This is a genomic window from Pseudomonas sp. FP2294 (assembly GCF_030687625.1).
Lineage (GTDB): Bacteria > Pseudomonadota > Gammaproteobacteria > Pseudomonadales > Pseudomonadaceae > Aquipseudomonas > Aquipseudomonas shahriarae.
The window spans coordinates 2,828,014-2,850,529 of record NZ_CP117441.1 but is presented as its reverse complement, the minus strand read 5'-3'; the positions used below and the strand labels follow the sequence as shown (position 1 = coordinate 2,850,529).

The 22,516-nt window shown below is 55.7% G+C and carries 17 protein-coding genes and 1 pseudogene; 7 read left to right on the top strand and 11 right to left on the bottom strand.

The genetic code is table 11. The features are described from left to right. Positions 1-152: 152 nt before the first annotated feature. From PSH73_RS12670 to PSH73_RS12655, 4 genes are all read right to left on the bottom strand, one after another. Entirely contained in the window at positions 153-3,767 is a 3,615-nt protein-coding gene (locus PSH73_RS12670; protein ID WP_305462634.1) for a transporter substrate-binding domain-containing protein, read from the bottom strand. 181 nt (positions 3,768-3,948) lie between these two features. Further along, entirely contained in the window at positions 3,949-5,754 is a 1,806-nt protein-coding gene (locus PSH73_RS12665) for a TolC family protein (protein ID WP_305462632.1), read from the bottom strand. 2 nt (positions 5,755-5,756) lie between these two features. Further along, positions 5,757-6,935 (bottom strand): HlyD family type I secretion periplasmic adaptor subunit, encoded by a 1,179-nt coding sequence (locus PSH73_RS12660; protein WP_367615842.1) that lies wholly within the window; start codon positions 6,933-6,935, stop codon positions 5,757-5,759. A 62-nt stretch (positions 6,936-6,997) separates the two neighbouring features. Continuing rightward, positions 6,998-9,373, bottom strand: coding sequence for a type I secretion system permease/ATPase (locus PSH73_RS12655; RefSeq protein WP_305462631.1), 2,376 nt, complete (start codon positions 9,371-9,373; stop codon positions 6,998-7,000). A 448-nt stretch (positions 9,374-9,821) separates the two neighbouring features. Between PSH73_RS12655 and PSH73_RS12650 the strand changes: the two genes are divergently transcribed. Continuing rightward, entirely contained in the window at positions 9,822-10,523 is a 702-nt protein-coding gene (locus tag PSH73_RS12650; RefSeq protein ID WP_057959645.1) for a response regulator transcription factor, read from the top strand. A gap of 18 nt (positions 10,524-10,541) precedes the next feature. On the opposite strand, the gene PSH73_RS12645 is transcribed toward PSH73_RS12650, so the two are convergent. Next, positions 10,542-11,177, bottom strand: a complete 636-nt coding sequence (locus PSH73_RS12645) for a response regulator transcription factor (protein ID WP_057959646.1) — start codon at positions 11,175-11,177, stop codon at positions 10,542-10,544. A 195-nt stretch (positions 11,178-11,372) separates the two neighbouring features. Further along, complete coding sequence (locus PSH73_RS12640; protein ID WP_057959651.1) at positions 11,373-11,747, bottom strand: cell wall hydrolase; 375 nt, start codon at positions 11,745-11,747, stop codon at positions 11,373-11,375. Between the two features lie 478 nt (positions 11,748-12,225). On the opposite strand from PSH73_RS12640, the gene PSH73_RS12635 reads away from it, so the two are divergent. Together PSH73_RS12635 and PSH73_RS12630 are read left to right on the top strand one after the other, a co-directional pair. Next, entirely contained in the window at positions 12,226-12,726 is a 501-nt protein-coding gene (locus PSH73_RS12635; protein WP_057959647.1) for a hypothetical protein, read from the top strand. Positions 12,727-12,982: 256 nt separating this feature from the next. Beyond that, positions 12,983-13,183: pseudogene (locus PSH73_RS12630) on the top strand (site-specific integrase); the annotation flags it as partial. A 74-nt stretch (positions 13,184-13,257) separates the two neighbouring features. Here the strand turns inward: PSH73_RS12630 and PSH73_RS12625 are convergent. Beyond that, positions 13,258-13,782: a DUF3833 domain-containing protein gene (locus PSH73_RS12625; protein ID WP_057959648.1), complete on the bottom strand. Its 525-nt coding sequence runs from the start codon at positions 13,780-13,782 to the stop codon at positions 13,258-13,260. A gap of 359 nt (positions 13,783-14,141) precedes the next feature. Here PSH73_RS12625 and folE point away from each other — a divergent pair, with 359 nt between their 5' ends. The 3 genes from folE (at position 14,142) to PSH73_RS12610 (ending at position 16,580) form a co-directional block, all read left to right on the top strand. Further along, positions 14,142-14,702: a GTP cyclohydrolase I FolE gene (gene folE, locus PSH73_RS12620; RefSeq protein ID WP_057436461.1), complete on the top strand. Its 561-nt coding sequence runs from the start codon at positions 14,142-14,144 to the stop codon at positions 14,700-14,702. Between the two features lie 202 nt (positions 14,703-14,904). Beyond that, positions 14,905-16,443 carry a cryptochrome/photolyase family protein gene (locus PSH73_RS12615; RefSeq protein ID WP_120733118.1) on the top strand — a complete coding sequence of 513 codons (1,539 nt, stop codon included), beginning with the start codon at positions 14,905-14,907 and terminating at the stop codon, positions 16,441-16,443. Further along, positions 16,440-16,580, top strand: coding sequence for a DUF2256 domain-containing protein (locus PSH73_RS12610; RefSeq protein WP_186626228.1), 141 nt, complete (start codon positions 16,440-16,442; stop codon positions 16,578-16,580). Before PSH73_RS12615 ends, PSH73_RS12610 begins: the two co-directional genes overlap by 4 nt. A gap of 146 nt (positions 16,581-16,726) precedes the next feature. Here the strand turns inward: PSH73_RS12610 and PSH73_RS12605 are convergent, their stop codons facing one another. The 3 genes from PSH73_RS12605 to PSH73_RS12595 all read right to left on the bottom strand — a co-directional run bounded on the left by PSH73_RS12605 (position 16,727) and on the right by PSH73_RS12595 (position 19,580). Beyond that, positions 16,727-17,506: an EAL domain-containing protein gene (locus PSH73_RS12605; protein ID WP_057959652.1), complete on the bottom strand. Its 780-nt coding sequence runs from the start codon at positions 17,504-17,506 to the stop codon at positions 16,727-16,729. Between the two features lie 365 nt (positions 17,507-17,871). Beyond that, a protein-coding gene (locus PSH73_RS12600) for an IS3 family transposase (RefSeq protein WP_216312731.1) occupies positions 17,872-19,007 on the bottom strand; the annotation gives its coding sequence in 2 pieces (ribosomal slippage) (positions 17,872-18,755 and positions 18,755-19,007; 1,137 coding nt in all). Between the two features lie 192 nt (positions 19,008-19,199). Beyond that, the gene (locus PSH73_RS12595) at positions 19,200-19,580 is read right to left on the bottom strand and encodes a DUF4354 family protein (RefSeq protein ID WP_128593839.1); all 381 of its coding nucleotides are present in this window, start codon (positions 19,578-19,580) and stop codon (positions 19,200-19,202) included. 387 nt (positions 19,581-19,967) lie between these two features. Between PSH73_RS12595 and PSH73_RS12590 the strand changes: the two genes are divergently transcribed. Beyond that, positions 19,968-20,909, top strand: a complete 942-nt coding sequence (locus PSH73_RS12590; protein ID WP_305462626.1) for a radical SAM protein — start codon at positions 19,968-19,970, stop codon at positions 20,907-20,909. A gap of 121 nt (positions 20,910-21,030) precedes the next feature. Here the strand turns inward: PSH73_RS12590 and PSH73_RS12585 are convergent, their stop codons facing one another. Then, positions 21,031-22,314 (bottom strand): OmpP1/FadL family transporter, encoded by a 1,284-nt coding sequence (locus tag PSH73_RS12585; protein ID WP_128593841.1) that lies wholly within the window; start codon positions 22,312-22,314, stop codon positions 21,031-21,033. Positions 22,315-22,516: the final 202 nt, after the last annotated feature.

The window sequence follows — 22,516 nt, the reverse complement described above, 5'->3', positions numbered from 1 at the left end:
TCGAGAAGCTGTGCTTCTCGTCTTTTACGTCGTGCCTGGACCGCGGGCACGGCGTTTTTTTTGCTTGAAATCCAGCCCCTCGATGCATAGGTCTCTACCCGAGTCTTTTGGTGTTGCTTGGGGACGTGTGTAGATGGCCAGCCCTGGCACGCCTACAGGCTAGCTAACAGGTCGACTTCCAGTGACATCATCTCGCTCAACAGGTGGTTGACCTGTTGCTGGCAGACCGTACTGTCGCCCCGCGACGCCGATTCTTCCAACGCCGTGCAGGCCGCAATCAGCGCCTGGGCATCAGCCATTTGTGCACCGCCCCTGATCTTGTGGGCCAGGCCCATGACTTTCTCGAAGTCGTTTTCGTGGGCAAGCGCCTCCAGTTGTGCACCGTCAGCACGGTTGGTCCTGACCAGTTCGTCCACCAGGCCGGGATACGCTTCGGGCGCCAGTACTTTGAGCTTGCCCAGTTCGCCGCCGGTGGTGGCGGCAGCGCTTGCCCGGCGCTCGACCTGGGCCGAGACCACACCGATGTGCTGCGTCAGGGCTTCGATGCCCAGAGGCTTGAACAGGCATTGGGTCATGCCAGCGTCCAGGCAGTCCTGAATGATCTGCGATTGGGCATTGGCGGTGAGGCCGAACACAGGATGGGCGCCCAGGGCACGGGATTGCTCGATGTCGCGCATGCGCCGGGTCAGCTCGTAACCACTCATGTGGGGCATGTTGCAGTCGGTGATGGTCAGGTCGAACGGTGGGACGGCCTTTTCCCATTCCGCCAGCGCGGTGACGCCGTTATCGCAGGCCACGGCGCAATGGCCCAGGTATTCGATTTGCTGGCAGAGCAACAGGCGATTGGCCGCGTGGTCTTCCACCACCAGAATGTTCAGGCGCCGGCCGGTCTGGGCCGTGGTCGCCGCAGGGGCCTGCACGGGTGCCAGCTCAGTGCGTTCGGCAAGAAACTGCAGGCGCAGGCAAGACCCTTCGTTCGGCCGGCTGTCGACACTTAACTGCCCACCGATCATCGGCGCCAGGCGCGTGCAAATGCTCAACCCCAGGCCGGTGCCGCGTCCTTCCCCACCCGTGGGGGCAATTTGAACGAACGGTTCGAAAATCGCTTTTTTTTCCTGCTCGTTCAAGCCACGTCCAGAGTCACGCACCTCGATCACGTAACTGCCCAGGTCAGACTTGGCTTCATCGGGGAGTTGTTTCAGGGATAGCTCGACAAAGCCGTGCTCGGTGAACTTGATGGCGTTGCTGACCAGGTTCGCGACGATCTGGTTCAGCATCAGCGCGTCGATGATCACCTGCTGGTCAGCGGCCTCGATCAGCAAGTCGAACCTGAGGTGTTTGTTGTGTGCGTTGATCTGGAACAGGTGATGAATGGCGCGCAGCACTTCACCGAGGTGGGTCGGTCGCGGTGAGGGGTGCATGGCGCCGGCTTCGATCTTTGACAGGTCGAGGATGTCGCCGATCAACGACAGCAGCGACTGCGCGGACTGATGCGCGACTGTCAGGTTTTCCTCGATCTGCTGCGGGCTGCCACCTCGCACGCGCAGCATTTCGATCAAGCCGATCAGCGCGCTGATCGGCGTGCGGATTTCATGGCTCATACTGGCCAGGAAAATCGACTTGGATTCATTGGCTTCATCGGCCGCTTCCTTGGCCCGATGCAGCTGCGCTGTCAGTTGTTCACGTTCACTGATGTCCAGCCAGCCGCCGATCACCCCGGAGAATTCGCCGACACTGTTCTGAAAGGGGAGGGTCCAGTGATAGATCCGATGCTGCTGGCCCTTCACTTCAATCTCCAGGTCTGCGTAGGTCGGCTCCCCGTGCCGTTGGGTGTCTTGATAGATCTGTTGGTACTGGCGGCCCAGTTGCGGTGAGACCACCCCGGCTTCGAGCAATGTCTTGCCGATGATCTCTTCCTGGGTTGTCTGTAAAAACTCCAGATAGGCCCGGTTGCAGTGGGCCAGTCGGCCGGCTTTATCCCGTACATACAGGGCGATCGGGGACCCGTCGATCAGGGTCTTGCTGAAGGTCAATTGGTCGCTGAGGGCCAACTCGGCGCTGCGTCGTTTCTTGATCTGGATTTGCAGGTAGTAGTTCCAGACCAGAAACGCCAGGACGAAGGCGATCGCGACCCCAATGACCGTGTAGACACTGTCCTTGTAGGTGCTCCAGGAGCTGGAGACAGCCGGTGCCGCATGATTACGCCAGCGATCGCTCAGGGTCTTGAGCTCTTCGGGAGGGATGCCAAGCAGCACCTTGTTGATGATGTTCTTGAGCGGCATGTCGGCGGCGTCGACGGCCATCGCGATACGTCCGGGCGTGGGGCCGATAACCGCTGCAATCTTCAGGTCTGTGCGAAAATGGTGCTTGATGAAGTAGTCGGCGCCAAAGCGGGTGTGCACGCTGGCATCCACATTGCCGTTGGAGAGTTCTTCAACGCCGCGCACTGCTGTGGCGACCGGAACCTGGATGATCTCGGGATAGTGCCGGGAAAGCCAATCGGACAGTGGATTGCCGGACGGGATGGCCAGGCGCTTGCCATTGAGCTCTTCAAGACGCTGAAGGGTCGCGTCCGACTGTTGGGTCACCACCACAAACGGGCTAATGAGATACGGCCGGGTATATTGTTCAGGCGCCAGGCGCAAGTCACCAATGCTCAAGGCGAGGATAAGGTCTGCCTGTTCGCTCTTTAGCTGCTGGAGCATGTCGGGAATGCTGTTGTTGCGAATGATCTCGAACTGCAGGCCAGTGCGTTGCCCGATGATTTTCAGCAAGTCGGCACTCAAGCCCTGGAGTCGATCATGCTCATCGAAAAACGTCAGTGGCGCATAAGACCCGGCGACCAGCACCTTGATCTTGCGATGGGCGGCCAGCCAAGCGGTCTCGGCCGCATCCAGGTGGAGTGGTGGTTGCTCGACCACAAAATTATTGCTCAGCCCCCAACGCGTGGTAATTCGCATCGTGTCGACAGGGGGGATGGCATCCAGCGTGCCGTTGATGGCAGACAACAACAGGGGCTTGCGATCACTGACGGCGAAGTTGATGTCGGCCGAGGTGGGGAGGGCATCGCCGGCAATATAGACGTCGTTGCTGTAAAGCAACCTGATCAGGAATTCAGCGGTAATTGCATCGGTCCACAGGGCGTCAGCCTGGTCGTAGACCAACGAGGTCAGGCTATTCAGATCGTTGCTGTGCTGGATCAGGGTGGCCTGGGGGTATTGCTTGTGCAAAAAAGCGCCGACCTTATCGTCACCGACGTAGGCCAGACGCTGTCCTCGCAGATCCGCAGTGGGCAGCAGGGTCTCGCTAATGCGCCGAACCATGACCTTGCGGTTCAGCAGATAGGGCCTGGATTGGGTAATGGCACCGTCCTGGCCCTCGCTGACGTCATGCAGTGCCAGCATGTCAACCTGGCCTCGCTCTAAGGCTTCCCGCGCCTCGGCGCGGGACGAGAAACGCCAGATTTTCAGGTGTACCCCGGTAGTCTCCTGTATCACGCCCAGGTAGTCCGCGGTAACACCCTCGAATTGGCTTTGCTCAAAACCCATGTGCATGGGGGGAAGCGCGCCGCTCCAGATGGCGACGTTCACCTGCGGGCGTGTGGCGAGCCAGGCCCGGGTTTGCACATCGAATGTGACAGGCGGTGCGGTGATTGGCGCATTGACCAGCAGCTCAACCGGTTGGGGGGTTTGTGCTTGCAGGTTTGCAGCACACAGCAATATCAGTAATCCCAGCAGCCTGGGGAATGAAAAAAAGCGAGTGTTCAAGGGGGGGCGTTCCATTGACAGCACGGCTAGTCGGGCCCGATATGGCATTCACCTGAAGGGAGCCACGGGCATTACACCTTTGAAAATAGCAACCTTGTGCACGCTTGTCCCGGAGTCAATTGCAGAGGGCCGGGCCCGGTGGGGGTGACCGTGAAGCGCTGGCCCTGCGGCGATGGGTTGGTCAACTCCCCGTACGCAGCCAGCGGGCCAGTGTGCCGGCCCCTGCGTATTGACGCAGAATGGCCTGGTAGCCGTCGAAGCGATTGTTGATCTCGTTGACCTGATTGCCGTAGTGCTCGTTTTCGGCGGTCAGCACGTCGAGCAGCGTACGCTTGCCCAAGTGGTGCCATTGCTGGAAAAAATCCTCACGGATCCGTCCCGACTCTTGCCCCAGGTCCCGGTACAGCTCGGACCTTTCCAGCATCGTGCGAGCATCGTGATCGGCGGTCCGAATCCGGAACTCCAGGTCCCGACGCTGTTGATCGTTGGCGTAACGACTGGCATCGGCGCGTTGCAGGGCTGCACGCTCGGCGGCGCGGGTGGAGCCTCCGCGAAATGCTCCCCAGGTCATTGACAGGTTGGTTTGCCATGGCTGCTCGCGCCCCACTGAGTCCTCCGCCGTGCTTTTGCTGATCACCCAATTCAATTGCGGCAGCCCGCTTGCACGGACGGCCTTGGCTTGCGCCACGGCGGACTCTGTTTCGGCGATGGACTTACGGATGGTCGGGTGCTCCTTGGCAGCGTCGAGCAGCAAATCCAGGTTGGCCAGGCGAATATTCCATTCCCGTGTGACTGGGATCGGCACCGGGCGTTCACCGACCAGTTTGCTCAGGTTGATTTCGGCGTCACGAGCCTTGGCCGCGGCCGCGTCACGCAAGGCTTGAGCCTGGAGCAGACGCGCCTTGGCCTGAGTCAATTCGCTGGTGCGGCCTTTATCGACCGCCACGATACCGGCGAGCATCTTGACCAGATCATTCATGCGGTCGGCGAATTGCTGGCTAAGGTCCACAATGATGCGCTGTTTGCCCAGTTCGATGATGGTAGTGGTGACTTCGTAGCCCAGGGTTTCCTTTTCTGCCTCGAGGTTTTCCTCGGCGGCGGTCAAAAGACGTTCACGGCTGTCGATCGAATGACCGATTCGCCCCCAATCGTAAACCGGGGTAGTGACCGCTAAATTGATCCCGCTGCTGCCTGAGTCGACATCGGAGCCTTTGCCGATATTGACCGGTGAGGTTTGTGTGCCGACATCCACTTGCGGCCAGCGTTGCCCCTTGGCTTCGTCGATGTCTTCTACGGCGGCTTGTTGTTCGGCTTTGGCCCGGGAAATAGTCGGTGCCCGCAGGATCGCAGCTTCCACAGCGCGATTGAATACCTGGCGCAGCTCGAATTCGGAGGGGCCGAGGAGGGTGCCTCTTTCACTGCTGCGGGCGGCCAGGCGCGGTGGCAATGCGGCCAACGATAGGGCGGAAACGCTGTGGACCTGTTGTTCCGCTTCCCGGGCGACCCTTGAGGTCTGGGTGAATTGCGCAAGGCCGTTGCCCGCGCCAGGCTGAGGGCTGGTAGCCGCAGCTGCCGGTATTGGCCGGGCCGGGGTGACGGTTCGAACAACCGGGGGCGAGGCTATCGGCTCGAAGGTGAGCAAGTCGTTGCTTTTACGACTGACAGACGCCGCTTTAGGCGCCGCGGGTTCAGGCCGGGCGAGGGCAGGAGCCGGCTTGAACACTGGCGTGGCCGTTGCGACCGGAGCGGGCGGCGCTGCCGGTGCCGGGCTTGGGCTGAATGAAATCAGATCGTTGTCGCGACGACGGGGGGCGGCGCTGCCAGGTTGGGTCGCCGCGGCGGCGGCAGGCGGCTGCGGTGCAGCCGGCATAAAATTGAGCAGTTCCTCAGCGAATGCCTGCTGAGCGCCCAGACTGCCGAACAGGTAGCAGGAAACCAGCCACGCTGCCGGGGTCAGTCGAAAACGGCGATGCTTGAAAGGCGTCATGCTTATCGCTCCCGGAACGCTTCCCGTGCCTTGAGCACGGGCTTGAGCAGGTAGTCGAGAATGGTTTTTTCACCGGTGCGCACTTCCACCGAAGCGACCATTCCCGGGATGATCGGCAACGATCGGCCACCGGCTTCCAGGCTGCTGCTTTCAGTCAGGACCAGGACGCGGTAGTAGGTATCGTCCGGGCGTCCTGCCGCGGCTTTTTGATCGTCTTTCAAGGTGTCGGGACTGATATGCTCGACGTGCCCCTTGAGCCCGCCATAAATGGCGTAGTCATAGGCCGTGATCTTCACGGTCGCCGGTAAACCGGGGCGCAGGAATGCCACATCGGCGGGGCGAATCTTGCCCTCCACCAGCAACTGGTCCTCCAGGGGGACGATTTCCAGAATGGGTTCGCCGGGCTGGATCACGCCACCCCGGGTGTTGACCCGGACGTTCTTGACGGTGCCATGCACGGGCGCATTGATAGTGGTGCGCTCGACTACGTCCGCACGCCCCACCAGGTTCTCACTGGTCTGCGACAGCTCCAGCTCGAACTTGGCCAGCTCTGAGTTGGCCTCGGCCTGGTAGCGGTTAATACGTTCGACGATTTGCGATTTGATTTCATTGGCCGAACGGCGCATACGCAGAATCTCGACTTCAGACATCAGCCCCTTGGCAGCCAGAGGTTCGGCCAGTTGAATCTCCCGGGCCGACAAGGCATAGCTGCGCTGCAGTGCGTTGATACTTTCGTCCAGGGCGTTTTTGCGCGCCTTGTAGGCTTGCTGTTCCTGCAGAACCACCGCGGGGTCAGTCATGACCATGTCGTCGAACTCTAACGGCTGCTGGTACGCTTCGGCCCGCAAACGGGTAATGCTTGCCTTCAGGCCGATCACTTTGGACAAGGTTTCGCGGTAGCTGGCCTGGGCACGGGTGGGGTCGATCTTGAGCAGAATCTGACCCTTTTCCACCACATCGCCTTCGCGCACATTCATCTCGGCAAGGATCCCGCCTTCCAGGCTTTGAATGATTTGCTCGCGGCTCTTGGAAATAATCTTCGCCTCGCCCAGGGTGATTTCTTCGACTCGCGCGAAGTAGGCCCATATCAGGCCGCCGATCAACACGGCGGCAATGAGCTGGAGGATCAGCCGTGAACCCGGAGTGGTTTGCGCAAGCAGCGACTCCTGAACATCGTTCATGAAGGCGGCATCACCGGGCATAAGGTCCGAGGCAGGTTGGCCCCGACCAAAGAGTTTCTTGATCATTGTGGAGTCACCGCAGGTTGTTCCGGGGGTTTGGCAGGCTCTGCCTTGGCGTCGTTTCTGCTGGAGGCATCAGGTGTCGAGACACGCTGAGGGGCAACCGGCCGCGCCGGGCCGATCTTCACGCCGGCGGGTGGCTTGGCCGGCGTGGAAGCACCCGGGTTTTCCGGTTTTTTGGCGCCGTTGCCATTCAGGGCCTCGAGGATCTTGTCTTTGGGGCCATCGGCGCTGACTTTGCCGTCGTCGACAATAATGATTCGCTCCACCAAGGCGAGCAGGGAGGGGCGGTGTGTCACCACCACCAGGGTCTGGCCTTCGGTGGCACGCTTGAGGTGTTCGAGAAACTGCACCTCGGTCTGGCCGTCCATTGCACTGGTGGGCTCATCGAGCAACAGCAGGCTGGGACGTGCGAGCAGGCTTCGTGCCAGCGAAACCAGCTGACGCTGGCCGCCCGACAGGCCTTCGCCCATTTCGCCGATGGGCAGGTTGATGCCCTTGGGGTGGCGCCCGGCAACATGGTCGAGGCCTGTCAGGCGAATCACCCGCAGGAACTCCTCGGCCGTGGCTTCAGGGCGCCCGATCATCACATTTTCCCGCAGAGTGCCGTAGAACAGGCGCGCATCCTGGCCGACATAGCCAACGGCTTTGCGCCAATCGGCCGGATCAATCTGATTGACGTCCAGGCCGTCAGCGAACATCTGCCCGCTGACCGGCAGATAAAGACGTGCCATGACCCGTAGCAACGTGGATTTGCCACTGCCGATACGACCCAGAATAGCGACGCGCTCACCGGGCTTGATCGCGAGATTGATGCCTTGCAGCACGGCCGGGTTGGGTTGCATGGGAGGGGCGGGATACGCGAAACCGATGTTCTTGAGGCTGATCTGGCCACTGATATCGGGCTTGGGCAAATATTCGCGGGTGACATCACGGTCGACGGGCATCGCCATCAGGCCATTGAGCGAACTCATTGCCGCCTTGGCCTGCTGGAAGCGCAACGCCAGGCCAACGACTTGGCTCAAGGGCGCAGTTGCCCGCCCGGCCAGCATTACGGTGGCGATCAGTGCCCCCATCGTCAGGTCGCCGGCATCAATCAGGTAAACACCGATGACAATCAGCGCCACGGTCTGGATCTGTTGAAAAAACGCCACGCTGCCGGACGCCATGCTGGACAGTTCGCGTGATTTCATCGAGGTGTTGGCGGCCAGCGCGCTGAAGGTTTCCCAGCGACGTTGCATATAGGCTTCCCCACCGATGGCCTTGAGGGTTTCCAGGCCTTCCACGGACTCAATCAACACCCCTTGCTTGAGAGACGCCTCACGCAGGTTTTCTTTCATGGTGCGCGCCAGTGGCCACTGGATGCCCACGCTGATAATCAGAATCAAGGGGATCAACAGCAGCGGCACCCAGCCCAATGGACCGCCGACGGCAAAAATCACTGCCACGAACAGCAGCACGAAGGGCAGGTCGGAAATGGTCGCCAGAGTGGCCGAGGTGGCGAAGTCACGCACCGATTCGAATTCGCGCAGTTGGTTGGCGAATGAGCCCGAGGAGGCGGGCTTGTGTTCCATCTGGATGGACAGGGCCTGGCGAAACAACATCGTGCCCAGTACCAGGTCGGCTTTCTTTCCCGCGAGATCAAGCAAGTGTGCCCGCACATAACGGGCGATGGCCTCGAAGACCATGGCCACGACCACGCCGATGGCCAGCGACCAGAGCGTCACAAACGCCTGGTTGGGGACGACACGGTCATAGACGTTCATGGTGAAGAAAATGCTGGCCAGGGCCAGTACGTTAATCAGCACAGCACCGATAGCAGCACTGCGGTAATAACGGCGATAGCGCCACAGTGTCGAGAACAGCCAATGACCGGCGGCTTGCGGCGTTTCATCGCCGGCGCGCGCATCGATCTTGGCTTTGGGCTTCACGAGAATGGCGAAGCCGGTGTACATCTCGTCCATGGTGGCTTGATCGATGTCCACCGGCGTAGTGCTGATCTCCGGTAGGATCACCTGGTAGCGGCAAGCGCGCTTGTCCTCGGCTTCAGTGTCGGGATGGTATCCGAGCAAGATGCAGCCACCGCGATCCTTGCGCAGCAGAATGATCGGCATCAGTTGTTTTGGGAGCGCTCGTACAGGGCGCTCTACCATGCCCGCGGTCAACCCGGCGTTGGCCAGGCTGCGCATCGCCAGTGAGGGCGTCAGCAGGCCGACTTTGGGTAATCCCGCTGTCAGGGCCTGTGGTGACTTCCCCAGGTTGTAGTGATCGCATGTCCAGGACACGCTCTGCAACAGAGTGTCCTGGATCTGTGTTTGAGGGGCAGGCATCGCCTGTGCGTCCACGTCTTTTTCAACGAGCGCGCTATGAGTAGCCATCAGATATAGTCCTGGGCTGGGCTCGCCTTGTGGCGAGCTTATCGGCGTGTTTGTGCAGGGGGACGCTGGAGTGCAACAGCATTTTGATGAGACCTGGAACGTCTCCCGACCATTGAGATAAGTCTGAGTGTTGAGGGGACATGTGTGAACGAGACTTGTCCCAAAAGCCGCGTAGGCCTGGCCGCCAATACAGGCTCTGGGGACGTCGAAGGAGGGGGGGGATCAGGTCGTTTTCAAAGGCGGTCGGTGGGGCATGTTGGCGCTGTAATACTATGAAAAATCAGGGCTTAACCTATCCATGCTGCGTCGTTGAATTTTTTTTCAATGGGGGAGATAGGCAAAACTATTTTAAGTTTTCTTTCATTCCACATTTAGGATAACGTTCTTCTGGCGAGGTGAATCTGTAGGAATATTCCTACAGCGCTATCAGAGTTATGGAGTCCTGAGAATGAAGTGGTCGGTTGTTTCACCTCTGCGAATTGTCCTGCTCGATGATCACGCGTTGATTCGAGAAGGTTTGAAAATCCGCCTTTCCTCTGAGTCAGACTTCAAGGTTGCAGGGGTTTTTTCGGGAAGCCCCGAATTGCTCGAAGCGCTACGCAGCGAAACGGCCGATCTGCTGATACTGGATTACCAGTTATCGGACGGCGAACTGGATGGCCTGCGCTTGATCCAGCTGTTGCGTAGTCATTATCCGGATTTACGGATCCTGATTTTTTCTTCAGTGGAGCGACCTGCCACCGTCAATATGGCAATTCGTGCCGGAGCCAATGGTTTTTTTGGTAAGTCCCAGCCGACTGAAGACTTGATGTTTGCAATTCGCACAGTGGCGCTGGATCGGCTGTATCTTTCGCCGTCCATGGCGGCCGAGCTGGACTCGACCCCCAAGGCTCCCGTGGCAGTATCACTTGAAGAGGGAGAGGGGACTGCGCAGAGCAGTGATCCACTGGTCAATTATCCAGCGTTGTCACCCAAGGAGCGCGAAGTCTTGCGTTGTTGCCTGGGAGGGATGTCTGTCTCTCAAATCGCCGCCAAGTTTCTGCGTAGTCGCAAGACCATCAGCGGGCAGAAGCAGGCCGCACTGCGCAAGCTGAATGTGCGCACGGACACCGAGCTGTTCAAGCTGCACCAGGAACTTAAAGACGTTTGAGGGGGCAGGGCCGAGGGATCACGGCTCTGTCAGGCCATTGCGTTTTGCCAGGTCGTAGAGGTCAAGTACGGTGTTTGCATTGAGCTTGGTCAGGATGCGGGTTTTATAGGTACTTATGGTTTTGCCGCTCAACAACATGCGTTCGGCTATTTGCTTGTTGCTCAGCCCCTGAGTCAAATACTGTAAAACCCCGAGTTCCCGTACAGAAAGTGTTCTTAACCTTTCATCTTCGTGATCGGTACCGGCTTCGCGACGCGTGAGGCAAAACGCCTTTTCCGGAAAGTAATTCTGCCCACTCCCCACCGCCCGAATGGCACTGACCAGCTCACACAAATCCTCTTGCTTGCTGACGAAGCCGTGGGCACCCGCTTCCATGCAGCGTATCGCGATGTGGTTCGATATCTGAGCGGTCAGTACGATGATCTTTATCTGGAGATGTAGCGCGGCCAAGCGACTGATAACCGTCAATCCATCGACTTTTGGCAACCCTATGTCGAGTACCACTGTCCCAGGTTGAAACTCGCGGATGAGTTCAATCGCATCCGCCCCATTTTCTGTCTCCCCAACAACCTTGTAGCCTTCACCCTCCAACAGGATGCGGACAGTCATGCGCACCACTGGGTGATCATCGACAATAATTACCTGATTGTTCATGTTGGTCACTGGCGAAAGAAATTTGATTGATTCTTGACGGAAAGTCTGGCAGTTAGCAATTGCTTGAGAGCTTTTTGAGACAAGTCTTGAATTTACAGTTCGGAATGAAAGAGGCGTTTTGTGTGCAAAGAGAAACAACGAAGCTTTATTAATGAATTGAACCAATTCAATCAGCGCAAGAAACATCATTGATATTTAACGTTGCACGTAAAATACATGCCGCCCAATCGTTGCTGTTTTCTTTAATGAATTACGCCATACAGGCCGCACTGCGCGGCTATGAAAGTGCGTAGCCCCATAGGTAATATCGTCATGACGCCCCTCAATGACCCGGGTTGCCACACGTTTCGCCTTCGTCCAGGCATCGTGTTCCTGTGGGGGGAAGCGGGAAACACGATTAGTCCAGGAAAACTGATTGCGTTCATACACAACTTGGCAAATCCCCGAGGTTTGCCAGTCGGCACGGTTCATCGTAACCATCGCCACCGCGATCTGCCCCTCAAGCGGCTCACCGCGTGCCTCATGATAAATATTGAGCGCCAGGCACATCAGCGCGTTCTGCAATGTCATTTGGAAGCTCTCTGAGCTGAATGGGAAGTCCATCAGGATTAAGGGCCGTGTAATTGACAGCACCTACAGCAATCGATTTTGTATACCGCGCTATCGGCCAGCCATAGGACCTGTCTCAATTTAAAATGGCACTCCACTCAGTCAGATGGCTAGCGAGCAGGCACGCACTGGCCGTGCCAACAGTTTGGGAGTTGGCTTCTGTTTAGGTTTAACTTCGGATGATTTAATTAAAAGGGTGGAGGGGTTAGCTATCATCATGTGACATCTAATTAACTAAACTAAATAGTCATTTAGTTTAGTTATAATTATCCGCTATTAATGGAGGAGGGTAGCGCATTAAATGAACCAGAGGGCGTTCATCCTTGGTCGCTATCTTCCATAGCATGTGCGATATCTCGCAAAGCTGCAAACAGACACGTGTAATCGGTAACAAGCCACGTATACCGTGGCTTTCACTAAATATCTGGAGCAATGAATCATGGATTCTGAGCCTTTGCCAAGCACCTGGGTCATCGAGGAAGCACGTGCTTTTCTAAGAGCCGCACAGATCCTCGAACAAGGTGCTTCAAACGGAGATTTTCATCTGTATTGGCCAGCCGTCATGAATTCGGCGCTCGCAGCGGAGCTGCTTCTTAAGTCATTCCTTGTCGAGGCTGACCCTCGGTTTCCAAGGACTGAATATGATCCCGAGGGGCACCTTCGTTTGATCGCCGGCTTGCCTGGAAACAGGCATGGCTTGATCGATCTGTACAACGCCATTCCTGCAAAGTTGGCCAACAAGCCGCGTGAAACCTCAGAGCGATTGGCTCCAGGCTTTCCACTGGAAAAATGGATCACGGCTTGTTCGAAGCTTTTTGTTGGCACTCGATATCCATACGAAGCCAATTCGGTTCAAGCTGTTGACCTTGATGTGCTGAAGCTCGCGCCGCACCTGGACCAGGTGCTGGAGGAAATGACTCGTCGACCAGTCAGCAGTTGATTATCAGGGTTTTGATTTTCGCGTCCGCGAAAACGCCGACAGGAGGCAGTGCCAGGCTTCAAATCTGACCGCCAGAGCCCCCCAGCTCCGTATATGACGGTTCGCATAATGTATATTATGTTAAACGACAGGTCATGTCATAGATGTTCATGAGCCACCTAAACCACTGATTCGACAAACCTGCTTCTGACGTCCACTCTGTCAACGGGCCATGTACGTTGTGTTCATGGTGAGACATTGAATGAGGTGGCTGCCGATGAAGCTGATTCAGTGCCGTTTCTCTTCAGGTCAGCGTGTACCGCTGCTCGTGCAGACTGGAGATGCGGCGCCATTGCCCATACTTGTTCCATTCATCTACACCCAACTTAAACTCAGGCACCGCGCTTACAACACGGCTGCGGCACATCTGCGTGCGATCCTCGCTTTCTACTCCTATGCCAGAACCCGAGATCTGGATCAGGCTGGAGTTACTTCCACAGTGGGTTGAACACCGGAAACGTGCAGGATGTACCTGCCGCCGGCCCTGACTACTCAAGGTTGCTTACGGAAGAACAAAGTGATCTGGCCTACCTCCACTCCGAATTTGGTCATGAACGAGCGATTGATCATGGTGTTCTTGTCCATAAGGTACATCCAGTCGTCTAATTCAACCTGATACTCCTTACCATCCACAGGAAGGCTAAGTACGTATTTCCAGCGCAGGGTATTGCCTGCCATCTCACCACGCGCTTCCCCCACCACGTCGTCAGCGGTTCCGCGCCATTGGTTATGACCAACTGGCGTTAGCGTCCACACCCGTTTTTGTTTAGTGCCATCGCTGTAAGTAAATGACTCATCGAGTATTAACTTATTGCCTTCGGACTGGCCATTGATCTCCACGTGGAAGCGCTTGACCACCTCACCTGATCGCTTTTGAAACATGCCCCAAGCTTCGACCCGCCCCTCGAAAAAATCGCGTAGCTCAAGGATGGGCATCTCCTGGCGGTAAGTATGCACATCTACCCGGCTGCAACTCGCGAGACCAATGCTTAGCAGAACTATCAATACCTTTAACATGTGCAACTCCTCAACGGTCTCAGGGATTTAGAACCGCCCAGCAATTGGGATCGCAGCTGCGGGCACGCCAAAAGCTATACAAAACAATTAATTTGTACAGCTGAATCCTCAGGTCGGCGCTACAGCCACACAAACGGACTCCGACGGTCTGTCCAAGGGGGGGCACGCGCATCGCGCAGAAATGGTGCCTGCGACAGCCACCCATACGCATCACGCCTAGGAATGGCGCACATTGTCAGGCGGTTTTTTTAGGCCTACCCTATACAGAACCTATACAGCGCATTAGATAATGTACAATAAAAGCTGACCACTGGCGCTGCAATTTGACGGTGAGAGCAGCATGGCTTCGAGGAATCTTAATGAACACATCAATAGCCGAGCATTACCGTGAAATTCTCGTCGGCGTCGGCGAGAACCCTGAGCGTGAAGGACTGCTGGATACTCCCAAGCGTGCAGCCAAAGCGATGCAGTACCTGTGCAATGGCTACACGATCAGTCTAGAGGATTTGATCAACGGCGCATTGTTCGAATCGCAAAACGACGAAATGGTCATCGTGCGCGACATCGAACTGTATTCGTTGTGTGAGCATCACCTGCTCCCCTTCATCGGCAAGGCTCATGTCGCCTACATCCCCACTGGGCGGGTGCTGGGCCTGTCAAAAGTCGCCCGGGTCGTCGATATGTTCGCCCGCCGCTTACAGATCCAGGAAAACCTTACAAAGCAAATTGCCGACGCTATTGCACACATCACTGATGCGGCCGGCGTGGCCGTGGTCATTGAGGCAAAGCACATGTGCATGATGATGCGGGGCGTGGAGAAACAAAACTCGGTGATGACCACCTCCGTGATGCTGGGCGCCTTTCGCGAGTCGTCCGCTACGCGGCTGGAGTTCCTGCAACTGATTGGGCAACGCAGTTAACGCTCGGAGCTCGCGCAGGCTTGCAGGAGAGACTCAATGAACAGTTCCTTTGAAATGAACGCCTTGGTGATAGGCGCCAGCGGTGCGCTTGGCGCAGCGTTTGGAATGGCTGAAAGCAGATCCATGACGATATCGAGTCGTTACGCATTCCTTTCTCGCTGGCGGCACCCTGGTGAGTCACGTTGCGCCGGGGGCCTGGCAAATGAGTAAGATTCGCCGACTGTGCCTGGTGCTGGGCGACCAACTGTCTTGGGACTTGGCTTCATTGCAGGGGCTGGATCCCGAGCGCGATGCGGTGTTGCTGGTCGAGGTGATGGAGGAAGCAAGCCATGTGCCCCATCACCCACAAAAAATCGCGCTGATCTTCAGTGCGATGCGCCATTTTGCCGAGGCGTTGAAGCAGCGCGGTATCCGCGTGCACTACGTCAGCCTGGATGATCCACACAACAGTGGATCGGTGCCCGGCGAGTTACGGCGCTGGCACTCACTGCTTCAACCGCAGCAACTGCACCTGACTGAGTGCGGTGACTGGCGCCTGGAGCAGTCGCTCAAGGACTGTCGCTTAACGATCCAGTGGCATAGCGATAGCCGTTTTCTCTGCACCCGCGGCGAATTTTCGTCTTGGGCCGAGGGCAAAAAGCAGCTGCGGATGGAGTTCTTCTACCGCGAGATGCGGCGCAAAAGTGGCTTGTTGCTTAATGGCGACCGCAGCCCGGTCGGTGGCGCCTGGAACTTTGATGCCGAAAACCGCAAGGCGTTGCCCAAAGGTGTGAGAGCGCCCTCACCCATGCGCTTTTCGGCCGATGCCATCACCCAGGAAGTGCTGGCGCTGGTGGCAAAAAACTTCTCCGGCCACTATGGCGCCCTAGACACCTTCGACTACCCGGTAACCCACGCCGATGCCCAAGCCTTGTGGGATTACTTTCTCGATTGGGGCCTGGCTGCGTTCGGCGACTACCAGGATGCGATGGCCAGTGACGAACCCTTCCTGTTTCATGCGCGGATCAGCGCCGCGCTAAATATCGGCCTGCTGGATCTGCGCCAGTTGTGCAGCGACGTCGAAGCCGCGTACTGGGCGCAGCGGATTCCGCTGAACGCTGCCGAAGGCTTCATTCGTCAACTGATCGGTTGGCGGGAATACGTCCGAGGCATCTACTGGTTGAAGATGCCTGAATATGCCGACGGAAATGAATTCAGCAACACAAGGTTGCTTCCAGAGTTCTACTGGACAGGCGAAACGAAGATGAACTGCATGCGCCAAGCCATTAACCAAAGCCTTAAGCATGCCTACGCTCATCACATCCAACGGCTAATGGTTACCGGCAATTTCGCTTTGCTCGCAGGTATCGCGCCGAGTCAAATATGTGAGTGGTATCTGGCAATCTACATGGACGCGTTCGACTGGGTGGAGTTGCCCAACACACTTGGTATGGTCATGCATGCAGACGGCGGCTACATGGGATCTAAGCCTTACTGTGCGAGCGGCCAATACATCAAACGCATGTCCGATTATTGTCGTGGCTGCGCATACAAGGTGAGCGAAAGCACCACAGATGACGCCTGCCCTTTCAATGCGCTTTATTGGCACTTCCTGATACGTCACAGCGATCGCCTGCGCAGCAATCACCGTATGGGCATGCAGTATAAAAACCTCGACCGAATGCCTGAATCAAAGCAGCAAGCGCTCTGGCAACGTGGTCAATTGTTGCTCGCAAACTTAGATGACGGTGAATCACTTTGAAAAAGAGTGAACTCCCGGTCAAAACCTGCATGACTTGCGGCCTTCCCTTCCTATGGAGGAAGAAATGGGCGCGCTGCTGGGAGGAAGTTCGTTACTGTTCTGAGCGCTGCCGGCGTAGTAATCCTGCCCAGTGCTGAGCCAAAAAATGGCCATCACAGGCCCTTTTGTACTCAAGCCAAAATCACTTGCTTAGCCAGGAGGTCGATGTGATGTTAGGCGTTTTAGAAGGTCACACCAAAAACACAACCTGAGCCTACAACGATGTGCGCCATGAAATTTTCAGTTAGGAATAAATTGGGAGCGGTAGTTGAAATGTATCAGGTCGTGCGAAGAGGTACCCTTGCATAAGATCTATGCCTAAGCGGAGTAATGCATCACTCTCATCACGGGTTTCAATACCTTCGGCCACAACCACTATATTTAAACGGTTTGCGACTAAAACAATACCTTCGACTATTGCAATTCTAACTGGGTCTTTGTCAATGTTTCTTGTGAGAGCCATGTCAATTTTTAGCACATGAGGTTGGAACATCGCCAATAAATTCAACCCCGAGTAACCCGAGCCGAAATCGTCGATAGATGTAGTGAAACCTTGACGATTGTACTCTTCGAAAATCCCCTTTAGATGCATAGGGTCATCAACACGCTCACCTTCGGTCACTTCGAACATTAGCCTCTCTGGAGGGAACCCAAACAGCCTGGCAGCCTCCAGAGTGGCTCGAATGCAGGTTTCGGGTCGATACACAGCATTTGGCAAAAAATTGATACTGAGCTTGCAGTCTGGAATGCCCAGCAAACCTAGTTCCGTCGCTCTCTCGATAGCCTTGACTCGGCATGCTTGGTCAAAGCGGTATCGGTTGTCGTCATTAACCTGATCCAAGATGCTCGCCGCCGACTCACCGTTCACCCCACGTACAAGGGCTTCATAGGCGAAGGTTGTGCGCGTTCTTACGTTAACGATTGGCTGGAATGCCATTATGAAATCGAACCCCAACCCTTCTAGATTTCGGCACTCTGCGCAGCCGACTGATACGAACGTAGAGAACGCAATATTACGGGGCATGGCTGATCCTCCAGATTTTTAGCAACCCTAACCTATAATTTTCGAGCTTTCAGTATGTATCGGCACTGATCTGGCTTCGTTGAAGGCGCATGTTCATCGCGTGCAACGCGCCAGCCTGATAATGCCAGCTTTCGCCACGCCAATATCTTGTTTTGCGCATTTCCAAGCAGAGCCAGCATCACTGGCACCCGCGCGATGAATGCCGGCGTCAGGAGGGGCCGCTGACCTTAACACCGCATGCAATGCAGACGCTGTACCCTGGATAGCCTATGGCTTCCTGCGTCGTTGCTTTTACCGATAATTTCGCGAATCAACGCCAGCTACGCAATGTGGACTACCCCCGCTTCCGTAGACATTTTCCAGCCTCAAAGTGAGGCACTTTCAAAGGCCTCAGGACTGACGCCGCCCAGGTGACTGTGACGACGCGTTCGGTTGTAAAACGCCTCAATGTAATCGAATACGTCGGCACGGGCCATGTCCCGGGTTTTGTAGATCCTCTTGCGGATGCGTTCTTTTTTCAGGCTACTGAAAAAAGACTCAGCCACGGCATTGTCCCAGCAGTTTCCTCGGCGGCTCATACTCGGCTCGAGGTGGTTGGCCAGACAAAAACGTTTCCAGTCATCGCTACCATATTGGCTACCCTGGTCCGAATGCACGATGACTCTGGTTTTGGGTTTACGGCGCCATACCGCCATGAGCAGCGCGTCCAGCGCCAGCTCCTTGCCTAGCGTTGGCTTCATTGACCAGCCGACCACCTTGCGAGCGTAGAGATCCAGTACGACAGCCAGATATAGCCATCCCTGCCACGTTCGGATGTAAGTGATATCGGTCACCCAAGCCTTATTAGGGGCATCGACAGTGAAGGCCCGGTTAAGTCGATTGGGGGCAATGATCGATGGTCTGCCTTTGATTGCGCGCGGGGCTTTATATCCTCTGAGCGCCTTGATTTTATTGGTGCGCATCAGTGCCGCGACACGGTGCTTGCCGCAACTTTCTCCAGCCTCGCGCAAGTCAGCAAACACCCGCCGTGCGCCATACACACCTCGACTGGCCGCATAGGAGTCGCGGATCAGCCCTAACAGCCGACCATTCTCTTTTTCGCGGTCAGAAACAGGCTTGTGTAGCCATTGATAGAACCCGGCGCGAGCAACTTGCAAAACCCGGCACAGCGTAGTGATCGCGTATTGATGCCGATGCTCGTTCATAAAGCGGTATTTCACTCGGGTTCCCTGGCGAAGTACCGCGCTGCTTTTTTTAATATGTCGCGCTCTTCTTCCAAGCGTCGCATTTGGGCTCGCAGCCGCAAAATCTCACTTTTGGCTTCGAGCAACTCGCTGGCCTGTTTCTCGGTTTTGTCAGGCGTCACGGCTTTGACCCATTTGTAGAGGCTGTGGGTCGAAACGCCGAGGCGCTCGGCTGTTTCCGCAACGGAGTATCCGCGTTCAATAACTTGCCTCACGGCTTCTGCCTTGAATTCCGGCGTGAATCGTTGGGTGCTCATAAACTTCCTCCTATGCTCAAAGCATAGGCTGGAGATGTCTACGATGCCGGGGGCAGTCCAAGCATAGGCTGGAGATGTCTACGATGCCGGGGGCAGTCCAATGAGCTTGCAAGGTGTCTAGAGAAGCCGGGGCTATTCATCATGTTCCACGGAGAAAAAAAGAGTTCCAGCATCCTAACATCCCAGAATGGCTTATTTGCATCTTCCAGAGAGCTTGATCATCAGAGGCTGATATACGCCGGAATCGACAGAAGAAAACATTGCCATACCTTGGACCGGGGCGCCTACCTTTAATTTTCCGACGGTGAGCGCCTCATCCACAGTATCCAACTTGTATTCTTGGCCTTCAATTCCGTAGGCTTTCAAACAGTAGCCGGCCAAATCAATTTCCCGCCCCTTGAGATTCCCCAGGAAAATATCAAAACTCTGTGTGTAGGCGCTTTTATCGCCCACGGACATCGTGCCGGAAGACTTTTGTGTCGAGACTACTATCACGTGATCCAGACCTTTTGCATGTGCGGTGAGAGCAATCAGGCTCAGAGTGATTGGGGCAATGATACTTGAGAATTTCATAGTGAGTCCGCTGAGGTAAACGTCAATCTTAGATAATTGAAATGTAAGCTAGTATGCTCGCCATGAAAAATAGCAGAGTTATTTCCATAGCAATATATTTCATAGATTAAAAGGAAGCCGCACGCCACACAACTCAACCACACTGAACAGTTGTGAAGCTCTGCCGCGAGGCATAGTGAGAGCCTTCACCTTAATGAAGAGGAAGCCGTTGGTAATATTTAATGAGGCGCACTATATACGCAACAATAGGGCGCGCCATGAAGAACTCTGAATTGCGCTGAATGGCTGTATCGGAGTCATTCTACTAGGTGGCACTTTAATGCTTCACTGATAACAACATCAGCGTATGTATGACCCACTCACCGCCCTCGAAATGGAAGCGACAAGATGCGCCATCACCAGCAAAAAAACCGCACTTTCGGCTTATCGCGCGTTGATGAAGACAAGGTTGAGCTGACACCGTATTTCGGTTGTCCCTGTCGCTACTGCATCAAGAAATCTAGCACTGTGCGCTGCGAGTCTCAATCGATGAGTGAGGAAAACCTGATCAATGTCGTAGAGTACATACGCAACGACGCACGCATCACTCAAGCCTCAATCACTGGTGGCGACCCGCTGGTAAAACCAACGCAGCTGTTCGCGTTGCTGGAAAACCTGGCGAGCATTCCCCATCTCAATAACATTCGTATCGCAACCCGGCATGCTTTGCTTCAACCAGAGTACATTAATGAAGCATTTGTCGAACGCATGGCCAGTTATAACCACGTCGATTATGCCTATCCTCTGCGCTCCACAAGGGTGTCTTTGGACGTTGCAATCAACCACGCCAGCGAGCTGCAACCGGACGTCATCAGGGCACTCAACGGCTTCGCCCGTCGGGGCATCAACGTACGTGGCCACGCAGTACTGCTCAAAGGGATCAACGACGATTTCCACAGCCTTAAAAATCTTATCGATCATTTTCTCGCGGTTGGAATCACGCCTTATCACTTAATGCACTGCGCAGACGCTCCAGGTGGAGCACCGCTGCGCACCACAGTGCAAAAAGGCCATACCCTAATTACCCAATTGATGGCGTTTTCAGGCACCTATGCACTGCCTTATGGGTACGTCACAGCCATAGGTACGCAGTACATCACACCAGGCCAAGTCCTGCGCTACGAAAATATTGGCGGGCAGCGTTTTATTCGCGCCCGCTCACTCTATCCAGCCGAGCGCTATAAAACACTTTCCGGCAACTCGAGCCTGCCGCCACTGCACGAAATTGATGCGCAAGGCTACATCGTCTCGCACTACCCAGATGGTAGCGACGCCCTCCTCGTCTATTGATCCACTAAGCGCCCCAGGTACTGTGGGGCAATTCGACACAGGGCTCAGCGGCCTGCGCCGAAGGCACAGTCAAAACGCCCCGCTCTCTTGTAAGACAGCAGGGCTTTAAGACGATGGCGAATCAGAAACGGTAAGTGACGCCCAAGCCGAAACCATTGGCGCTGTTTTCATACTTGGCCTTGTAGTGCTGGCCAAGCCCATTGGTGCGGTTAACTTTGACCGGCTCTTCCTTAAGATAGGCATAAGCCACATCGACAGTCATGTTCGGCAGCACATCGTAACCAGCACCGAGACTGAAGATGGTTCGGTCCCCGGTAGGAATACGTGGTGAGCGATCCGTGTTGTTGGTCGGCGACTGGTCAAGCGTCAAACCGGTACGCAGCACCCACTGTTTGCTCAGTCGGTAGGACGTCCCCACGGCATAGGCCCAGGTATCGTGCCAGTTTTGCTCTTCTTTAATGGTACTGAGCAAAGCCTGAGCATACGCACCATCGCTGTAACTAACGCCCTCGTTCTTGACCGTGATGTCTTTCAGGCGACTCCAACGTGTCCAGGTGGCCCCGGCATAGAGCTTCCAATCAGCATTCACATCTTGCGTCACAGAGAAATCCCAAGACTCTGGCGTGTCAATTTTGAGCGACGCGTCGTAGCGTCCGCTGCTCAATAATGCGTCATGAACGTTGGCGCCTTTAGTGACTTGAGTGTGCCCCTTCAGCTTGTACTTGACCTGCGAATGGTAAGTCAGGCCTACCCGCGTGCTGTCTGTTGCTTGAAGCAACACCCCAGCGTTAAAACCCAAGGCGGTGTCGTCACCCTTGATTTTGATATTGTTGGACGCGAGACCTGGGTTCGGAAGGTTGATATCCGACTCCAGGGTACCGGAAACTCGGTTGATGGTCGGGCCAAAGCCGATAGACAGCTTATCGTTGAAGGCATAGCTGACGGTTGGCTGGAGCGTGATGACTTTCACCTCGCTCTTACTGCCGAAAGCTTTGCCTTGGAAGCCTTTTTCATAATCGGCGACCATGCCAAATGGCGCGTAGAGACCAAAGCCGGCAGCCCATTGCTCGTTGAGTTTTTGGGTGTAGAAAGCAAAGGGCACGCCGGTAAGCGGCACCATGTTGCCCTTGTTACTGCCACTCGAACTGCCACTGGCCTGGCTGATGTTGCTTGTTGCATCAATAACGGCTAGACCACCGGTGATTTGCTGACCGTCCAGGCGAACCATACCGGCGGGGTTGCCATAGACAGTACTGGCATCTTCTGCCGATGAAGATCGCCCGGCAAACCCTGTTCCCATACCACTGATGCTTTGCTCATTCAGTGCAAAGCCACTGGCAAATACTTGTGAAGATGCCAGAGTAATAGCCAGACCCAGTGTTTTTTTCAACATTACTTTCTTCATTAATTAAAGCTCCGTGGTGATCACCACAGAGGAAAGTAACAATATTTAAATGTCAGTGTTGTAGGGCAACTTGTAGGAAAAAATCTGCACAGGCTAGTTTCGCCCATGCCAACTTACCCATCGGCAACACTTAGTTACGTACCCAGCAACTAAGGGCAACGAAACGCTCGCACATTGGCGTCACCGAAGGGCTGCTCAAGCC